Genomic DNA, 15,905 nt, shown 5'->3' on the forward strand with positions numbered 1-15,905 from the left:
GCCCGCGCCGGGCGGCTGCGTGAGGAGGCGGAGCGCGCCGTGGCGCGGCTTGCGCCCGGCCAGGGCGAGCTGGTGGCGGACTTCGTGGCACCGCTGGCCGCGGCCGTGTACGCCGGACTCCTGGACGTCCCCGAGGAACGGCGGACGGAGTTCGCCACCGATCTGGCGGCCGTGGCCCCGGCCGTCGACGCGCTGCTCTGCCCGCAGACGCTCGCGGTGACCAGGCGCCTCGAAGCGGGCCTGCTGAGGCTGCGGGAGCTCTTCGGTGGACGGCCGCACGCGGAGGCCGACCTGATCCTGGCCGTGGCCGGAGCGCGCGCAGCGGCCGACCTGCTCGGCAACGCGCTCGCGGCGCTGCTCCACCGGCCCGAGGAGTGGGAGCGGCTTCGCACGGAGCCCGGGTACGCGGAGCGGGTCGTGGCCGAGGTGCTGCGCACCGAACCGCCCTGGCGGGCCTACCCGTTGGTGGCCCTGGCCCCGATCGAGGCGGCAGGCGAGCGGATCGACGCAGGCGAGGCCGTGACGGTCGTGACGGCCGTGACAGCCATGACGGCCGCGGACCGCGACCCGGCGGGCCGGGCGGAGACGGAATCCGCGGGCGCCGCGGCCCCCTACGCACGGTTGCTCCTGGAGGCCGCACGGGCGCAGACGGAGCAGGCGCTCACGGCGCTCTCCGCGCGGTTCCCGCGGGTGCGGCCTGCGGACGGGCCGGTGCGCGAGCGCCGGGCGCCCGTGACCCGACGCCTGGCCAGGCTGTCGGCACGACTCGGTGAGGAGGAGACGCGATGAGGGTGCTGTTCACGTCACTGGCCCATCACACCCACTACTACCCCCTGGTGCCGCTCGCCTGGGCGCTGCGCACGGCGGGCCACGAGGTGCGGGTGGCCAGTCAGCCCGAGCTGACCGACGTCATCACGGGCACGGGGCTGACCGCCGTGCCCGTGGAGTGGTCGCTCGGGGACATCGAGGACCTCGGCCTGCTCGGCAAGCTGCACGACGAGGCGTCGGCCCACGTACAGGGCTTCGACTTCGCCGCAGCCGGTGAACGCCCCTGGAGCTACGAGCAGTTGCTGGCCCTGGAGAACATCATGGTGCCCACGCTCTACGGCGCGCTCAACAACGACACCATGGTGGACTCCCTCGTGGAGTTCACCCGCTCCTGGCAGCCCGACCTTGTCGTCTGGGAGACCTTCACCCTGTCCGGGGCCATCGCGGCCCGCGCGACCGGCGCGGCACACTGCCGCCTTGTCTCCGGCCCCGACATCAGCGTCCGGGCCCGGCAGGAGTTCCTGCGGCTCGCCGCCGAGCAGGAGCCGGAGCACCGCGAGGACCCCACGGCGGAGTGGCTCGACCGGACCCTGGAGCGCCTCGGTTCCCCCGCCGGGTTCGAGGAGGACATGGTCACCGGGCAGTGGACGGTCAACACCACGCCGCCCAGTACGCAGCTCGACCTGAAGCTGCCGACCGTCCAGGTGCGTCACGTGGCGTACAACGGTCCCGCCGTCGTGCCCGACTGGCTGCGCGTGGAACCCGGGCGCAGCCGCGTCTGCGTGACGCTCGGCTCCTCCGCCGCCGATGTCGGCGTCGACATGGTCCAGCTCCTGACCGGCCTTTCCCGGCTGGACGCGGAGATCGTCGCCACCGTCGACGAGGAGACCCGCGAGGCCGCGGCCGGACTGCCGGACAACGTACGCCTCGTCGACTTCGTCCCGCTCAACGACCTGCTGCCCACCTGCGCGGCGGTCGTGCACCACGGGGGAGTCGGCACCAAGGCGACGGCGGAGGTGCACGGCGTTCCGCAGCTGATCCTGGCGTTCGGCTGGGACACCGAGGTCATGGGCCGGGGCCTGGAGGACATCGGCGCCGGGATCTGCGTGCCGAGCGCGGAGCTGGTGCCCGAGGTGCTGCGCGAGCAGGTCGAGCGACTGATCACCGAGCCGGCGTTCGCCCAAGGGGCCAAGCGGCTCCAGGAGGACACGCTGGCCGTGCCCAGTCCCAACGAGGTCGTACCGGTGCTGGAGCGACTGGTCGCCGAGCACCGGGACGAGACCGGAACCGAACGGAGGCACGTCCGCGCCGATCACGGCACGGGCGGCTGACGACCAAGGGTGAGGGGTGCAAGAGGTGTCGGAAACCAAGGCGCTGGCGCTGGAGCTGGCGCGCAAGTATCACAAGGAACAGGTGACGCGCGGCTTCGAGCCGGGTGTCACCCCCATCTGGTCGTCGGGGGCGACCCTCGACGAGGACGACCGTCTCGCGCTGGTCGACGCGGCGCTGGACATGCGGATCGCCGCGGGCGTGCACACCCGCAAGTTCGAGAGCGACTTCGCCCGCTACTTCCGGCTGCGCAAGGCGCACATGGTGAACTCGGGATCGTCGGCGAACCTGCTCGCGGTCAGCGCGCTCACCTCGCCGAAGCTCAAGGAGTTACGGCTGCGCCCCGGTGACGAGGCCATCACGGTCGGGGCCGGATTCCCGACCACGATCAACCCGCTCGTCCAGAACGGTCTGACGCCCGTCTTCGTGGACGTGGAGCTCGGCACGTACAACGCCTCGCTCGAACAGATCGAGGCGGCGCTGTCCCCGCGTACCCGGCTGATCATGATCGCGCACGCGCTGGGCAATCCGTTCCCGGTCGCCGAGGTGGCCGAACTGGCCGCCAAGCGCGGCATCTTCCTGATCGAGGACAACTGCGACGCGGTCGGATCCACCTACCAGGGCAAGCTCACCGGCACGTTCGGGGACCTCAGCACGGTGAGCTTCTACCCCGCCCACCACATCACCGCGGGAGAGGGCGGCTGTGTCCTGACGGGCAGTCTGGAACTGGCCAGGCTCGTGGAGTCGATGCGGGACTGGGGCCGGGACTGCTGGTGCGAACCCGGCACGGACAACACCTGCCTGAAGCGGTTCGACTACCAGATGGGCTCGCTGCCCGCGGGCTATGACCACAAGTACATCTTCTCCCACGTCGGCTACAACCTGAAGGCGACCGACCTCCAAGGCGCCCTGGTCCACAGCCAGTTGAAGAAGCTGCCCGACTTCATCGCCGCCCGCCGGAGCAACTGGCAGCGGCTGCGCGACGGCCTGGCCGACGTCCCCGGCCTGCTGCTGCCGCGGGCCACCCCGGACAGCGAACCGAGCTGGTTCGGCTTCGCCCTCACCGTCCTGCCCGACGCGGGGTTCAGCCGCAAGGACCTGGTCAACTTCCTGGAGGCGCGCAACATCGGGACCCGCCGGCTCTTCGGCGGGAACATCACCCGCCATCCCGCGTACGAGGACGTGCGCTACCGCATCGTGGGCGAGCTGACCAACTGCGACATCCTCACGGAGGACACCTTCTGGATCGGCGTCTATCCGTCGCTCACCAACGAAATGCTCGACTACGTCGTCGAGTCCATCACCGAGTTCTGCACCGGGAAGGGCTGAGCACATCATGGACGCACAGCAGAGCAGGGTCGCCGTCGTCACCGGCGCCACCAGCGGCATCGGACTCGCCGTGACCCGGGCCCTCGCGGCGGCAGGACACCGTGTGTACATCTGCGCCCGCGACGCCGACCGCGTGGTGCTGACCGTCAAGGAATTACGTGCCGAGGGGTACGAGGTGGAGGGCGAGAGCTGCGACGTGCGCGACGTCGCGCGGATCGAGGCGCTGGTCGCCGGCGCCGTGGAGCGCTACGGACCGGTCGAGGTGCTCGTCAACAACGCGGGACGCAGCGGCGGCGGCGAGACGCACACGATCGAGGACGATCTGTGGGACGACGTCATGGCCACCAACCTGGACAGCGTCTTCCGCTTCACCCGGACCGTGCTCACCACCGGCCGGATGCGGGAGGGGACCTGGGGCCGCATCGTCAACATCGCCTCCACCGGCGGCAAGCAGGGCGTCGTGCTCGGCGCCCCCTACTCCGCGTCCAAACACGGGGTCGTCGGCTTCACCAAGGCCGTGGGCCTGGAGCTGGCCAAGACCGGCATCACCGTCAACGCCGTCTGCCCCGGCTATGTGGAGACGCCCATGGCGGCACGGGTCCGGCAGGGCTACGCCGCCGCCTGGCAGACCACCGAGGAGGACGTGCTCGGCCGGTTCCAGGCCAAGATCCCGCTCGGCCGCTACACCGCGCCCGAGGAGGTCGCGGGGATGGTCGGCTATCTCCTGACCGACGCCGCCGCACCCGTCACCGCGCAGGCGATCAATGTCTGCGGCGGACTCGGCAACTACTGAGGAGAGCCATGTCCGAGGAGACAGTGCACGAGACTCTTCACGAGATCGACGTGGACGCCCCCGCCGGGGCTGTGTTCGACCTCATCGCGGACGCACCGGCCTGGCCGGTGCACTTCCCGCCGAGCGTCCACGTCGAGCGCCTGGAGGGCGACGGCAGCCAGGAACGGCTGCGGATCTGGGCCACCGCCAACGACGAGATCAAGACCTGGACCTCACACCGGGTACTGGAACGCGACCAGCTGCGGGTGACGTACCGTCAGGAGAAGTCGCAGGCGCCGGTGGGCTCCATGACCGGCGAGTGGCAGCTCGAACCGCTCGACGAGCAGCGGACGCGGGTGCGGTTCACCCACCGGTTCACCGCCGTCGACGACGGGCCGGAACAGCCGGAACAGGTGGAGTGGATCCGCCGGGCCATCGACACCAACACGTCTTCCGAACTGGAGGCGCTGCGGGCCGGCGTCGAGGACGCGGACCCCCGGCTCACCTTCACCTTCGACGACAGCGTGCACGTCGACGGGTCGGCCAAGGACGCGTACGAGTTCATCCGCGCGGCGGACCGCTGGACGGAGCGGCTGCCGCACGTCGCCCGGGTCGTCCTCACCGAGGACGCGCCGAACGAGCAGATCCTGGAGATGGACACCCGCACCGCCGACGGCGACACCCACACGACCCGCTCCGTCCGGATCTGCTTCCCGGCCGAACGGATCGTCTACAAGCAGATCCAGACGCCCGCCCTGATGGCCGCGCACACCGGGGAGTGGATCTTCGAGGAGGACGGGCAGGGGTGCACGGTCACCTCACGGCACACCGTGCGGATCGCGCCGCACGCCGTGACCGAGGTCATCGGTGAGCACGCGGGGGTGCCGGAGGCCCGCACCCTGATCCGGGACGCGCTGGGCCGCAACAGCCGGGCGACACTCGGGCACGCGGCGCAGTACGCGAGCAGCCCGCGCGGCGGCGCACCGGTCTCCGCCGAGCTGTACGTGGGCGTGCAGCGCTTCTACGCGGAGCAGATGAGGCTGCTCGACGAGCAGCGGGCCGAGGAGTGGGCGGGCACGTTCACCGAGGATGGCGTCTTCGAGCAGAACACGGGGCCCGCACCCGTCCGGGGCCGGGAGGCCATCGCCGATGCCGTGCGCCGGAACCTGGCGCGGCTCGCGGACACCCCGCAGCAGCGGCGGCACGTGTTCTCCATGCTCACCGTGGAACCGGGCCCGGAGGGCACCGTCCGTGCCCGTTCCTACGCACAGGTCCTCGCGACCCCGCCCGGCGGGCCGACCGTGCTGCACGTGAGCACGGTGTGCGAGGACGAACTCGTACCGGACGGCGGCCACGGCTGGCGCGTGCGCCACCGCAGGGTCGAGCACGACGGCGTCTGACCACAGGGCTTCGGGCCGCACCGCCGAGCGGTGCGGCCCGAAGGCGTGGACGGAGTGGAGGGCAGGCGCAGGCTCAGGTCAGTGAGAGACCGCCGTCGACCGGCACGATCGCACCGGTCATGTACCGCCCCTCCGGATCGGACAGCGTGGTGATCCACCAGGCCACGTCGTCGGGTGAGGCGACCCGGCCGAGGGGTATCTGCCCGGCCAGCTGCCCCAGGAACTCCCGGTACTGCTCGGCCGACATGCCGATGCGTTCACCGATGCCGGTGTCCGTCACGCCGGGGGCCACCGAGACCACCCGGATCCCGCGGGGCGCCAGTTCGACCGCCCAGGTGCGCGTGAGGTGGTTCAGCGCCGACTTCGTGCTCCAGTAGACCGAGTTGTCGGGGAACGCCTGGATGCCCAGCGAACCGGCGGAGCTCACATTGACGATCGTGCCGCCGGTCTCCTCCAGGGCGTCAAGCGCGGCCTGTGCGAGGAACGTGGGCGCGATCACGTTGGTGGCGTACTGGCGCTCGGTGGCGGCGCGGTCGAGTTTGGCGAGCGGGGCGAAGGTGCCCGTGCCCGCGTTGTTGACGAGCACGTCGATGCGCCCGAACTCCCGCAGCGCCGCCTCGACCACCTCCTCGCCGGCCCCCGGCGCGGTGATGTCCGCCACCAGCGTGCGGATGTTGTCGTGTCCCTCGGCTGCCTCGTCAAGCGCGGCCGCGGTACGGCCCACGACGAGGACGCGCTCGCCCTTCCCGGCGAATCGCAGGGCCGTGGCCCGGCCGATGCCGGTACCTCCACCGGTGATGATCACTGTCCGTGGTGTCATGACAGGAAGCTACTGACGGGCGCTCGAACCGGGGTCGAACTCAGCTGAGCGGCCGGTCGTCGCGGCTGATCCGGCGCTGAGCCACGAGCAGTTCGCCGTCCCGGCTCACCAGGCGGTCCCGCATCACGCAGGACAGCAGCACCCGCGGCGCGGCACCCCGTCCGGTGGCCAGGATCTGCACGTACGAGACGGCCTCGGTGCTGTCGGTGCCGTCGGCAGCGTCGGCCCCCTCGTCAGTCTCACTCGTGACCGTCATGTTCACCCAGTGACGGTGCACCTCCCGCGCCGCCGCCCGGTCCTCGATCGCGGCCCTCGCGCCCGCGGCGATGCCCTCCCGGCCCCGTACCGGCTCCGTCATCGAGGGGGCGGTGAAGGTGGCGTCGGGGGTGAACGTCCGGGCCCACGCCTCGGCCGATCCGCCGTCGAGCAACTGCATGTGGCGGGCGTAGAACTGCTGGATCTCGGTGCTGTCCACGAGTGGCCTCCCGGCACGGCTGCGGTTCCTGGGACCACCGACCCTGGCCGACAGGGATCGATTCCCGGTCGAGACACCACCCCGCCCCGGCGGGACGGACTCCTGCCCCGTCCAGGCGTCGAGCGGGCTTCCAACGCCTTCCGAGCGGGCGCCGGAAGGCTGGGCCCCATCGCTCAGGAGGTGACCGTGCGCATCATTGACCTGTCCTCGCCGGTGGACTCCGGCTCGTTCGAACCGGACCCGGTGGTCCACGAGGTGATGTCCCCGCGAGAGGGCGCGCTGCACATGCGCGACGAGATGCGGCGTCATTTCGACATCGACTTCGACCCCGACGACCTGCCCGACGGCGAGTTCCTCTCCCTGGACCGGCTGAGTCTGACCACCCACACCGGCACCCACGTCGACGCGCCGTCGCACTACGGCTCCCGTGCCTCGTACGGCACCGGAGTGCCCCGGCACATCGACGCCGTGCCGCTCGAATGGTTCCTCGCGCCCGGCGTGGTGCTCGACGTCCGGGGCCGCGAGGCCGGCGTGGTCGACGCCGCCGACCTGCGCAAGGAACTCGACCGGATCGGCTACACGCTCGCCCCGTCCGACATCGTGCTGCTCCACACCGGCGCCGCCGAATGGTCCGGTACGCCCCGCTACTTCACCGACTTCGTCGGCCTGGACGCGAGCGCCGTCGCCTTCCTGCTCGACGCGGGCGTACGGGTGATCGGCACCGACGCGTTCAGCCTGGACGCGCCGTTCGGCACGATCATCGCCGAGTACCAGCGGACGGGGGACCGCAGCGTGCTCTGGCCCGCCCATGTCGCGGGCCGCGACCGGGAGTACTGCCAGATCGAGCGGCTCTCGGCACTGGAGACGCTGCCGGGGCCCCACGGCTTCCAGGTGGCCTGCTTCCCGGTGAAGGTGGCCGGCGCCGGAGCCGGCTGGGCGCGGGCGGTCGCCCTCGTCGACGCGTAGCCGCACACCGGCCATGCGCCGGGCGCAAGGACCGGTGCCACCGCCGGCGCCGAGATCAGCAGCCGACCCGAGGAGAACCCATGTACAGCACGGACCTCGCCGACGTATACGAGTTGGTGTACCGCAGCCGGGGCAAGGACTGGGCCGCGGAGGCCGAGGACATCGCGGCCGTGGCGCGCCGCCACACGCCGGACGCCGACTCGCTGCTCGACGTGGCGTGCGGCACCGCCGCCCATCTCGGCCCGTTCAGCAAGCTCTTCGCCACCGCGGAGGGGCTGGAGATCGCCGAGCCGATGCGAGACCTGGCGGCGCGGCGCTGGCCCGGACTGACCATCCACGAGGGCGACATGCGGGACTTCGACCTCGGCCGCCAGTACTCCGTGGTCACCTGCATGTTCTGTGCCATCGGCTATCTGGACAGCGTCGACGACATGCGGTCCGCCGTCGCCGCCATGGCCCGGCACCTCGCCCCGGGCGGCGTGCTCGTCGTCGAACCCTGGTGGTTCCCCGAGCAGTTCAAGGAGGGGTTCGTCGCGGGGGACCTGGCACGTGACGGCGACCGGACCGTGGCCAGGATCTCCCACTCCACCCTCCAGGGGCGGGCGACCCGGATGGAGGTGCGGTTCCTCGTCGGAGAGCCGTCGGGCATCCGCACCTTCACCGAGATCGACGTGCTGACCCTCTTCACGCGCGAGGAGTACGAGCAGGCGTTCACGGACGCCGGATGCCGTGTCGAGTTCCACCCGGGCCCGCCCACCGGCCGCGGCCTGTTCACCGGAGTCAAGGAGCGGGAGGTGTCCGGCCGATGACCACGTACGTCTGGGACTATCTGCGGGAGTACGAGGCGGAGCGCGAGGAGCTCCTCGATGCCGTCGACACCGTGTTCCAGTCCGGTCAGCTCGTGCTCGGCGCGAGCGTCCAGAGCTTCGAGGAGGAGTTCGCCGCCTATCACGGCCGTGCGCACTGTGTGGGTGTGGACAACGGCACCAACGCGCTGGTCCTCGGCCTCCAGGCGCTCGGGGTGCGGCCGGGCGACGAGGTGATCACCGTGTCCAACACGGCCGCCCCCACGGTCCTTGCCATCGATGCGACAGGTGCCAAGCCGGTCTTCGTGGACGTCCGCGACGAGGACTTCCTCATGCGGACGGACCTGATCGCCGACGCGATCACCCCGCGGACCAAGGCGATCGTGCCCGTGCATCTCTACGGGCAGTGCGTCGACATGGACCCGGTCATGGAGCTGGCGAAGCGCCACGGGATCAAGGTCCTCGAGGACTGCGCCCAGGCACACGGCGCCCGGCACCACGGGCGTCTCGCGGGCACCATGGGCGACGCCGCGGCCTTCTCCTTCTACCCGACGAAGGTGCTCGGCGCGTACGGCGACGGCGGCGCGGTGGTCACCCCGGACAAGGACACCGCGGCGAACCTGCGCCGGCTGCGCTACTACGGCATGGAGGAGACGTACTACGTTGTCAGCACCCCGGGACACAACAGCCGCCTCGACGAAGTGCAGGCCGAGATCCTCCGCCGCAAACTCCGCCGCCTGGACGCGTACGTGGAGGGCCGGCGCAGCGTGGCCCGGCGCTACGCCGAGGGTCTTGGCGACACCGGCCTTGTCATGCCCGCGAACGCGGTGGGAAATGATCACGTCCACTACGTCTACGTGGTGCGGCACCCCGAACGGGACCGGATCATCGAGCGGCTCAGGGCGTACGACATCGAGCTGAACATCAGTTACCCGTGGCCGGTTCACACCATGACGGGCTTCGCGCACCTGGGCTACGGCGAGGGCGACCTCCCGGTGACCGAGCGGCTTGCGAAGGAGATCTTCTCCCTGCCGATGTACCCCTCCCTGCCGCAGCACGTCCAGGAGAAGGTGATCGAGGCGCTGCGCGAGGTCATCGCGGAGCTGTGAGCGCCGCGCACGCGTGAAACGCCGTGTCCCGGTGAGGCGGACCACCTCACCGGGACACGGCGTTTCACGCGCGGCCTCGCCTCAGCCGGAGTACAGGCTGTGCAGACAGGCGATCAGGCTGCGGGCCTGGATGTTGACGTAGTGGCTGTGCTTCAGCAGCCCGGACAGCTGGTGCAGGGTCAGCCAGCGGTACGCGGGATGGTCGGACGGGACGTCGTCCGAAGCCTCCACGATCAGATAGCGGTTGAGCGCGTGATGGAACCGGCCGCCTTCCTCGGAGAGCGCGTTGTCGAACCGGATCCGCTCCGCGGAGGCCCCCAACACCTCGTCGAGGAACGGCGGCAGCGTCCCGGGCGGCAGGTGCGCGTAACTGTCCGTGACGCACTGCACGGTCGGCCCCAGCTCCACCACGTCCGTGAAGCCCGGCTCCGTACGCGCGTGCGCGAGCACGTGCAGCACGCCGTCGATCCGCCGGACGAGGAAGGCGATGACGCCCCGCCCCACCGGCTCGATCATCGGCTGGCTCCACCCGCCCACCTCACGGCCTGCCGCTTCGACCCGCACACCGATGACGTTGAAGAAGGCGTCCTCGTCATGGCTCATGCGCTCCGGCGTACGGTTCCAGCCCGCCACCTTCGCGAGCGGGATCCGGCGGGTCGTGAGGTCGCTGCCCGTGCGCCGTTCGGTGAGCCAGCCGAGGATCTCCGCGGTGCTGTGCAGGCTCCTGGCCGAAGGATCGCCGGAACGCCGCAGCGCGCTCCGGAAGCCGTCGCCGTCCGCCGGTCCTGCCGGTCCTGTGAAGGGCAGACACGACAGGACGGTCCTGGCATCCATGTTGACCGTGTCCTCGCGGCCGAGCAGCTCGTGCACCTGACCCAACGTCAGCCACCGGAATCCGTCGATGGCTTCGACCGGCTCGGGCAGCTCGATCACGACGTTGCGGTTGCGCTTGCGGTTGAACCACGACCCCTGCTCCGACTGGCGCACGTCCGCCAGCACGCCAGGACGGCTGTGGATGTCCAGGAAGTGGCTGAGATAGGGGACGGCCCGCCCGCGGTGCACCTGGGTGTAGTTGCTGCGGGTCGCCTGGACGGTCGGGGACAGCTGGAGCCCGTTGGCGTTGCCGGGCTCCACCTTGGCCTGCATCAGCAGGTGCAGCACCCCGTCGATCGGGGCGGCCAGGATGCCGAGGATGCCGATCTCGGGCTGGTCGATGATCGGCTGTGACCACTCGGGAACCGGTGCGCCCGGGTTGCTGACCCGCAGCCCGTGCACGGTGAAGAACTGGCCCGTGTGGTGGCGCAGATCGCCGGTGTCCGGGTCGGTGACCCAGCCTTCGAGACCGTCGAGCGGCACCCGCCGGACGCGGGTGTAGGCGCGTCGTGCGTGCTCGGCGAACCACTGGGGGAAGTCCGAGAGGTCGCCGAGCGGACCGGTGCGCAGCCCGGCCGAGACGTCGATCCGCCGCTCCACGGGCTCCCGGCCCACCGGCGAAGCGGCGGACGGCGTAGCGGACGGAGTGGCGGACGGCGTGCGGGAGTTGCTCATGAGACCTCCTGAGGCGGGATGCTGGCGGCGGCCGTGTCCCACATGGCCCGCAGGGAGTCGTGCAGCGGGATCCGGGGGTACCAGTCGAGCGCGCGGGCCGCGAGCCGGATGTCCGCGCAAGTCCAGCCACCGCCCTTGCTGGCCACATCGGCGGGGTTGAGCCGTGCCGACGCCGGGTCGATGCCGGACGCGTCGATCAGGGAGGCGACCAGGTCACGCATGGACACCGCCTCGCCGCGCCCGATGTTGACGACCCGGCCGACGACCGGGGCGTGCACCGCGGCCACCGCCGCCCGCGCCAGATCCCGTACGTCGACGAAGTCCCTGCGGGCCTCGGCCACGTCGAGGGCGAGCACTTCGCCGGGGACGAGCGCGCGCAGCCGGGCCAGCACAGCGCCCAGGAAGCTCGCCGTCGTGGTGTGCGGACCGTAGACGTTGACCGCGCGCAGCACGACGCCGTCCACCCGGCCCGCCCGGGTCTGGTCGAGCAGGTGCTCGGAGCCGGTCCGCTTGGTCAGCCCGTACGGGCTCAGGGTCCCGGGCCGGCGCTGCTCGTCGATGAGGACGCCGTCGGGCACGGGCCCGTACTCGTGGATGGACCCCATCTGGACGACCCGCAGCCGCCCGTCGGCAGCGGCACATCCGTCGACGAGGCGTTCGAGGAGCTCGACATGGGCGTAGCGCATCTCCTCCGCGGTGGTGCCCCAGCCACCGCTGGCGTTCACCACCGAGCCGACGCCGTGCCGGTCGAAGAGCGTGCCGAGGGTCTTCGGCGAGGCCGCGGCGACATCGAGCGGGACGAAGGCGTGCGCGGGGATGCCGGGCGCGGACCTGCGGGCCACCGCCAGGACCTCGTGCCCGGTCCTGACCAGCTCGTCGCAGACGCTTCGCCCGACGCACCCGGTGGCCCCGAGCACGGCCACCGTGCCCGCCGTGCCGCTCTGCGCGGTCGTGTCCACCGCCGGGCTCAGCGCGCGGCGCCGACGCCGGAGGGGAGCCACAGGCTCTCCTCGACGGCCGCGGACTCGGCGTAGCCGGGCAGCACGCCGCGCTCCCGCGCGGCGGCGAAGGAGAGCGCGTCGCGGTCACGGTCGGACTGCACGACGTCGAGGCCCGCCGGGATCTGCACCCCAAGCTCCTTGTCGAACACGTCGACGGCGAGCTCGTTCTCGGCGACGTAGGGACTGGTGAGCAGATACGACATGACGGTGTGGTCCTCGAGCGCGACGAAGGCGTGGCCGACGCCGACGGGGAAGTACGAGGTGCGGAAGTGCACTTGGTCCATCTCGACCGCGTCCCACTGCCCGAAGGTGGGCGAGCCGACCCGCAGGTCGACCACGACGTCGATCGCCCGCCCCCGCGCGCAGTAGACGTACTTGGCGGTGCCGGGAGGCGTGACGGTGAAGTGGATGCCGCGGATCGTGCCGCGCCGGGACGTGCTGTGGTTGGTCTGCGCGACCGGGAAGGAGGGCCGCCCCAGGGCCTGTTGGAACGCCTCCTGCTGGAACGGGGAGACGAACAGACCGCGGTGATCACCGAATTGACGGGGGGTGAACTCGTACGCCCCCTCGACCTTGAGCTTACGGACCTGCATCGATTGGTTCACCGTCCGGGAAGTAGTCGGGTACGTCGGGGATGGCGGTGGGGGGAGGTCGGCGCCGTTCATCGGCGGCGGTACTCGGCCGCGAGGCGCTCCAGCGTGGGGACGACCGCCGCGGGGGCGGGGGACGCGAGCGCCTCGCGCCGCAGGAGGTCCGCGTTCTCCCGGAAGACCGGCTCGTCGAGGAGGCGGACCAGGAGTTCGCGCACGCCCTTGCCGCTGAGCTTGCCGGGCACGTAGAGCCCGGCCTTGCGCTCCTCGAGCTTGCGGGCCTTGTTGATGGTGTCCCAGACGCCGTCGACGATGATGAGCTGGGGCACTCCGTGGATCATGGCGGTGCCGAAGCTGCCGGAGCCGCCGTGGTGGATCACCGCGTCACAGGTGGGAAGCAGCGCGTCGAGCGGGACGAAGTCGACGGCCCGCACATTGTCGGGCAGGGAGTCGAAGTCCTTCAGCTGGTTCTCGTTGAGGGTGGCGACGACCTCCACGTCGTCGAGTCCGGCGACGGCTTCGAGCAGATCGCCGATGGAGGCACGGTCGGCGCCGAGCACCTCGCGGTGTGCCACGCCCAGGGTGATGCACACCCGGCGGCGGCCCTCCTTCGGCGGCTCCTGGAGCCACTGCGGCACCGTCGACTGGCCGTTGTACGGCACGTACCGCACGGGTACGTACTGCAGGCCGACCGGGAGGCGCAGGGAGGCCGGCAGCGGGCAGACGGTGAAGTCGCCGGTCACCGCGGACTCCTCGAAGGAGGCGCCGTGCCGCTCCAGGCTCCAGGTGAGCCACTCGCGCAGCGGGTCGTCCCGCAGCTCCGGCGGCCGTGCGGCGAGCTGTTCGAGGAAGGTCTCCCGCATCCGGCCCGCCAGGTCGAGACCGAAGAGCACCCGGCCGTGGGCGACTCCCGTGGAGATGGCGGCGACGGCGCCGGCGAAGGTCATCGTGTCCCACAGGACGAGGTCGGGCTTCCAGGAGCGGCAGTGCTCCACCAGCTCGTCGACCATCTGGTCGGAGCAGCAGTTCTGGAAGACGACCGACGTCATGGCCGTGAACACACCGAGGGTGTAGTCCCAGGTGAGCCGCTCCGGCCGGAGCTCGCTCATGTCAAGGCCGACCTGTGCCTGGCTCTCCAGCTGGTCGACGTCCTGGCCGATGTTCTCCTGGGTGTCCTGCATCTGCTCGTCGAGATGGAGCTCCTCCCCGACCCCGACGGCGGTGAGCCCGGTCCGGGTGATGTCCTCGGCGAGATCGGGGTGGCTCGCGATCCTGACCTCGTGGCCGGCCGCCTTGAGGGCCCAGGCCAGTGTCACCTGCGCATGCATGTGTGACTTGGCGGCGAAGGTGGTGAAGAGTATCCGCATCCCAACCTCTATTCAGGCGTACGACCCGACATGGATGGCTCCACCCTCGGGCCGCCACCTCGTACCGGAGTCGAGAGTCGTTGCAGGGGCGCTCGACCGGAGCGGCCCGTACCGCACAGGAGGGCTGCAGCCCCCTTGCGCACGGAGAACAGCAGGTCATGTACTACCGTGGGTGACTGCCAAGCCAGCGATGACGGATGGTCACCGGACCACGGAGTGTGCGCGCCGGTCCGCATCGCACGGGAGATCAGCAGGGAGACGATGTCAGCCACGAAATTGCTCGTCCTGGGGGTCGTGCGGATGCAGGGCCGGGCCCATGGCTATCTGGTCCGTTCCGAACTGCTCTCCTGGGGGGCCGACGAGTGGGCCCACATCAAGTTCGGCTCGATCTATCACGCCCTGCGGCAGCTGGCGAAGGAAGGGCTGCTGACGTCGACCGACATCCCGGACTGGCCGGGCCGGGTGGATTACGAGATCACGCCGGCGGGCGACGACGAGTTCATGCGGCTCCTCAGGGATGCCCTGCGGCACGGCAACAACCGGTCGGACATGCTGGGTGCCGCGCTCGTCCTGCTGCCCGCGCTCGGCCGCGACGAGGCCGTGGCCCTGCTGCGCGAGCGCGTCGACTCGCTCTCGGCCGAGCAGGGGGATCTGGTCGCGCGGGTCCGTGACGCCACCAGCGAGAAGCAGGAGCGGGCCCATATCCGCGAACTCCTCGGCCTGTGGGAACACAGCGCCGCGAGCCAGGCCGTCTGGGCGCACGAGCTGATCAAGCGCCTGGAAGAGGGGGAGTACGTGATGGCGGGGGAGGAGACCTCCTCCTGACGGAGGTGCGGGCATCGCAGCCGGTCGGGGTCTTCCGGCCGTTGATGTGGATTCTGTGGATCCGGTTCCTTCCCTCGTGATACTCAAGTTTGTGTATCTCGCCTCGGCTCTTTCCCAGCGAAAAGGAAGACGACTACCGTGCCGATCCTGCTGACCTCGGAAGACGTGGACGACGTCTTCGACGACCTGGCCTTCATGGAGGAGCGATTCTCCGATGTCCAGGGGCTGCTCCTCGGCCACGGACCGGCTGCCGGACACGAGACCCGGTACCCGCTCCCGTACTCCAACTGCCGGCTCACCGTCCGGCCGTACGTCCCAGGCCCGTTCGGCCGCTGCTTCGTGGTCCGGATCGACCCCGCCCCGCCCGGTTCCGCCACCGCGCGCGTCGAGTTACTCATCGCCGACGACGACGGCTCCCTGCTCGGCATCGCCGACGCGGGCGCACTCGACGGCTGGCGGGCGGCCATCCCCTCCGGCCTCGCCGCCCGCTACCTCGCACCGCCGAACCCCCTCTGTCTCGGACTGCTCGGCGCCGGTGAACAGGCGTGGTCCTGCCTCCTGGTCCTGCACCACGCGCTGCCGTCGCTCGAAGAGTTCCATGTCGTCGGGCGCGATCCGTCCCGCGCCAAGGATTTCGCCGCCGCGGTCGCCCGCCGCACCGGCCTTACGGTCCACGTGACCGACGACGCCCGCGCCACCGCCCGGCGCGCCGACGTCGTCGCCGTGACCGGCAGCCACCCCCCGATTCCCGCCGAATGGCTCGCGGCGGGGGCGCTCCTGATCGACCACGCCGCCACACC

Annotated in this window: 16 protein-coding genes; 10 read left to right on the top strand and 6 right to left on the bottom strand. The window is 70.9% G+C overall.

From position 1 onward, the window contains the following. From ABD378_RS17225 to ABD378_RS17245, 5 genes are all read left to right on the top strand, one after another. A partial coding sequence (locus ABD378_RS17225) for a cytochrome P450 family protein (RefSeq protein ID WP_344521801.1) occupies nucleotides 1–789 on the top strand: 789 nt, incomplete at its 5' end. Then, complete coding sequence (locus ABD378_RS17230) at nucleotides 786–2,099, top strand: activator-dependent family glycosyltransferase (protein WP_344521802.1); 1,314 nt, start codon at nucleotides 786–788, stop codon at nucleotides 2,097–2,099. The genes ABD378_RS17225 and ABD378_RS17230, both read left to right, overlap by 4 nt. Nucleotides 2,100–2,124: 25 nt before the next feature. Beyond that, nucleotides 2,125–3,426: a lipopolysaccharide biosynthesis protein RfbH gene (rfbH, locus tag ABD378_RS17235; protein ID WP_344521803.1), complete on the top strand. Its 1,302-nt coding sequence runs from the start codon at nucleotides 2,125–2,127 to the stop codon at nucleotides 3,424–3,426. Between the two features lie 7 nt (nucleotides 3,427–3,433). Continuing rightward, entirely contained in the window at nucleotides 3,434–4,219 is a 786-nt protein-coding gene (locus ABD378_RS17240; protein WP_344521804.1) for an SDR family NAD(P)-dependent oxidoreductase, read from the top strand. 8 nt (nucleotides 4,220–4,227) lie between these two features. After that, nucleotides 4,228–5,598: an SRPBCC family protein gene (locus ABD378_RS17245; protein ID WP_344521805.1), complete on the top strand. Its 1,371-nt coding sequence runs from the start codon at nucleotides 4,228–4,230 to the stop codon at nucleotides 5,596–5,598. A 73-nt stretch (nucleotides 5,599–5,671) separates the two neighbouring features. Here ABD378_RS17245 and ABD378_RS17250 read toward each other — a convergent pair whose 3' ends face one another. Then, nucleotides 5,672–6,403, bottom strand: coding sequence for an SDR family NAD(P)-dependent oxidoreductase (locus tag ABD378_RS17250; RefSeq protein ID WP_344521816.1), 732 nt, complete (start codon nucleotides 6,401–6,403; stop codon nucleotides 5,672–5,674). Nucleotides 6,404–6,458: 55 nt separating this feature from the next. Next, a complete protein-coding gene (locus tag ABD378_RS17255; protein ID WP_344521806.1) occupies nucleotides 6,459–6,893 on the bottom strand; it encodes a nuclear transport factor 2 family protein in 435 nt (144 codons plus the stop codon). Between the two features lie 186 nt (nucleotides 6,894–7,079). On the opposite strand from ABD378_RS17255, the gene ABD378_RS17260 reads away from it, so the two are divergent. The 3 genes from ABD378_RS17260 to ABD378_RS17270 all read left to right on the top strand — a co-directional run bounded on the left by ABD378_RS17260 (nucleotide 7,080) and on the right by ABD378_RS17270 (nucleotide 9,774). Beyond that, the gene (locus ABD378_RS17260; protein ID WP_344521807.1) at nucleotides 7,080–7,859 is read left to right on the top strand and encodes a cyclase family protein; all 780 of its coding nucleotides are present in this window, start codon (nucleotides 7,080–7,082) and stop codon (nucleotides 7,857–7,859) included. An 80-nt stretch (nucleotides 7,860–7,939) separates the two neighbouring features. Next, nucleotides 7,940–8,668 (top strand): class I SAM-dependent methyltransferase, encoded by a 729-nt coding sequence (locus ABD378_RS17265; protein ID WP_344521808.1) that lies wholly within the window; start codon nucleotides 7,940–7,942, stop codon nucleotides 8,666–8,668. Then, the gene (locus ABD378_RS17270) at nucleotides 8,665–9,774 is read left to right on the top strand and encodes a DegT/DnrJ/EryC1/StrS family aminotransferase (RefSeq protein ID WP_344521809.1); all 1,110 of its coding nucleotides are present in this window, start codon (nucleotides 8,665–8,667) and stop codon (nucleotides 9,772–9,774) included. The genes ABD378_RS17265 and ABD378_RS17270 overlap by 4 nt, the downstream gene beginning before the upstream one ends. A gap of 81 nt (nucleotides 9,775–9,855) precedes the next feature. On the opposite strand, the gene ABD378_RS17275 is transcribed toward ABD378_RS17270, so the two are convergent. The 4 genes from ABD378_RS17275 to ABD378_RS17290 form a co-directional block, all read right to left on the bottom strand. Further along, complete coding sequence (locus ABD378_RS17275) at nucleotides 9,856–11,322, bottom strand: NDP-hexose 2,3-dehydratase family protein (protein WP_344521810.1); 1,467 nt, start codon at nucleotides 11,320–11,322, stop codon at nucleotides 9,856–9,858. Continuing rightward, entirely contained in the window at nucleotides 11,319–12,323 is a 1,005-nt protein-coding gene (locus ABD378_RS17280) for an NAD-dependent epimerase/dehydratase family protein (RefSeq protein WP_344521811.1), read from the bottom strand. Before ABD378_RS17280 ends, ABD378_RS17275 begins: the two co-directional genes overlap by 4 nt. Next, a complete protein-coding gene (locus tag ABD378_RS17285) occupies nucleotides 12,290–12,916 on the bottom strand; it encodes a dTDP-4-dehydrorhamnose 3,5-epimerase family protein (protein WP_344521812.1) in 627 nt (208 codons plus the stop codon). Before ABD378_RS17285 ends, ABD378_RS17280 begins: the two co-directional genes overlap by 34 nt. Nucleotides 12,917–12,984: 68 nt before the next feature. Next, the gene (locus tag ABD378_RS17290; protein WP_344521813.1) at nucleotides 12,985–14,280 is read right to left on the bottom strand and encodes an activator-dependent family glycosyltransferase; all 1,296 of its coding nucleotides are present in this window, start codon (nucleotides 14,278–14,280) and stop codon (nucleotides 12,985–12,987) included. A gap of 261 nt (nucleotides 14,281–14,541) precedes the next feature. On the opposite strand from ABD378_RS17290, the gene ABD378_RS17295 reads away from it, so the two are divergent. Together ABD378_RS17295 and ABD378_RS17300 are read left to right on the top strand one after the other, a co-directional pair. Further along, nucleotides 14,542–15,105: a PadR family transcriptional regulator gene (locus tag ABD378_RS17295; RefSeq protein ID WP_344521814.1), complete on the top strand. Its 564-nt coding sequence runs from the start codon at nucleotides 14,542–14,544 to the stop codon at nucleotides 15,103–15,105. 138 nt (nucleotides 15,106–15,243) lie between these two features. After that, a partial coding sequence (locus ABD378_RS17300; RefSeq protein WP_344521815.1) for a hypothetical protein occupies nucleotides 15,244–15,905 on the top strand: 662 nt, incomplete at its 3' end.

This window comes from Streptomyces rectiviolaceus, from assembly GCF_039533825.1.
Lineage (GTDB): Bacteria > Actinomycetota > Actinomycetes > Streptomycetales > Streptomycetaceae > Streptomyces > Streptomyces rectiviolaceus.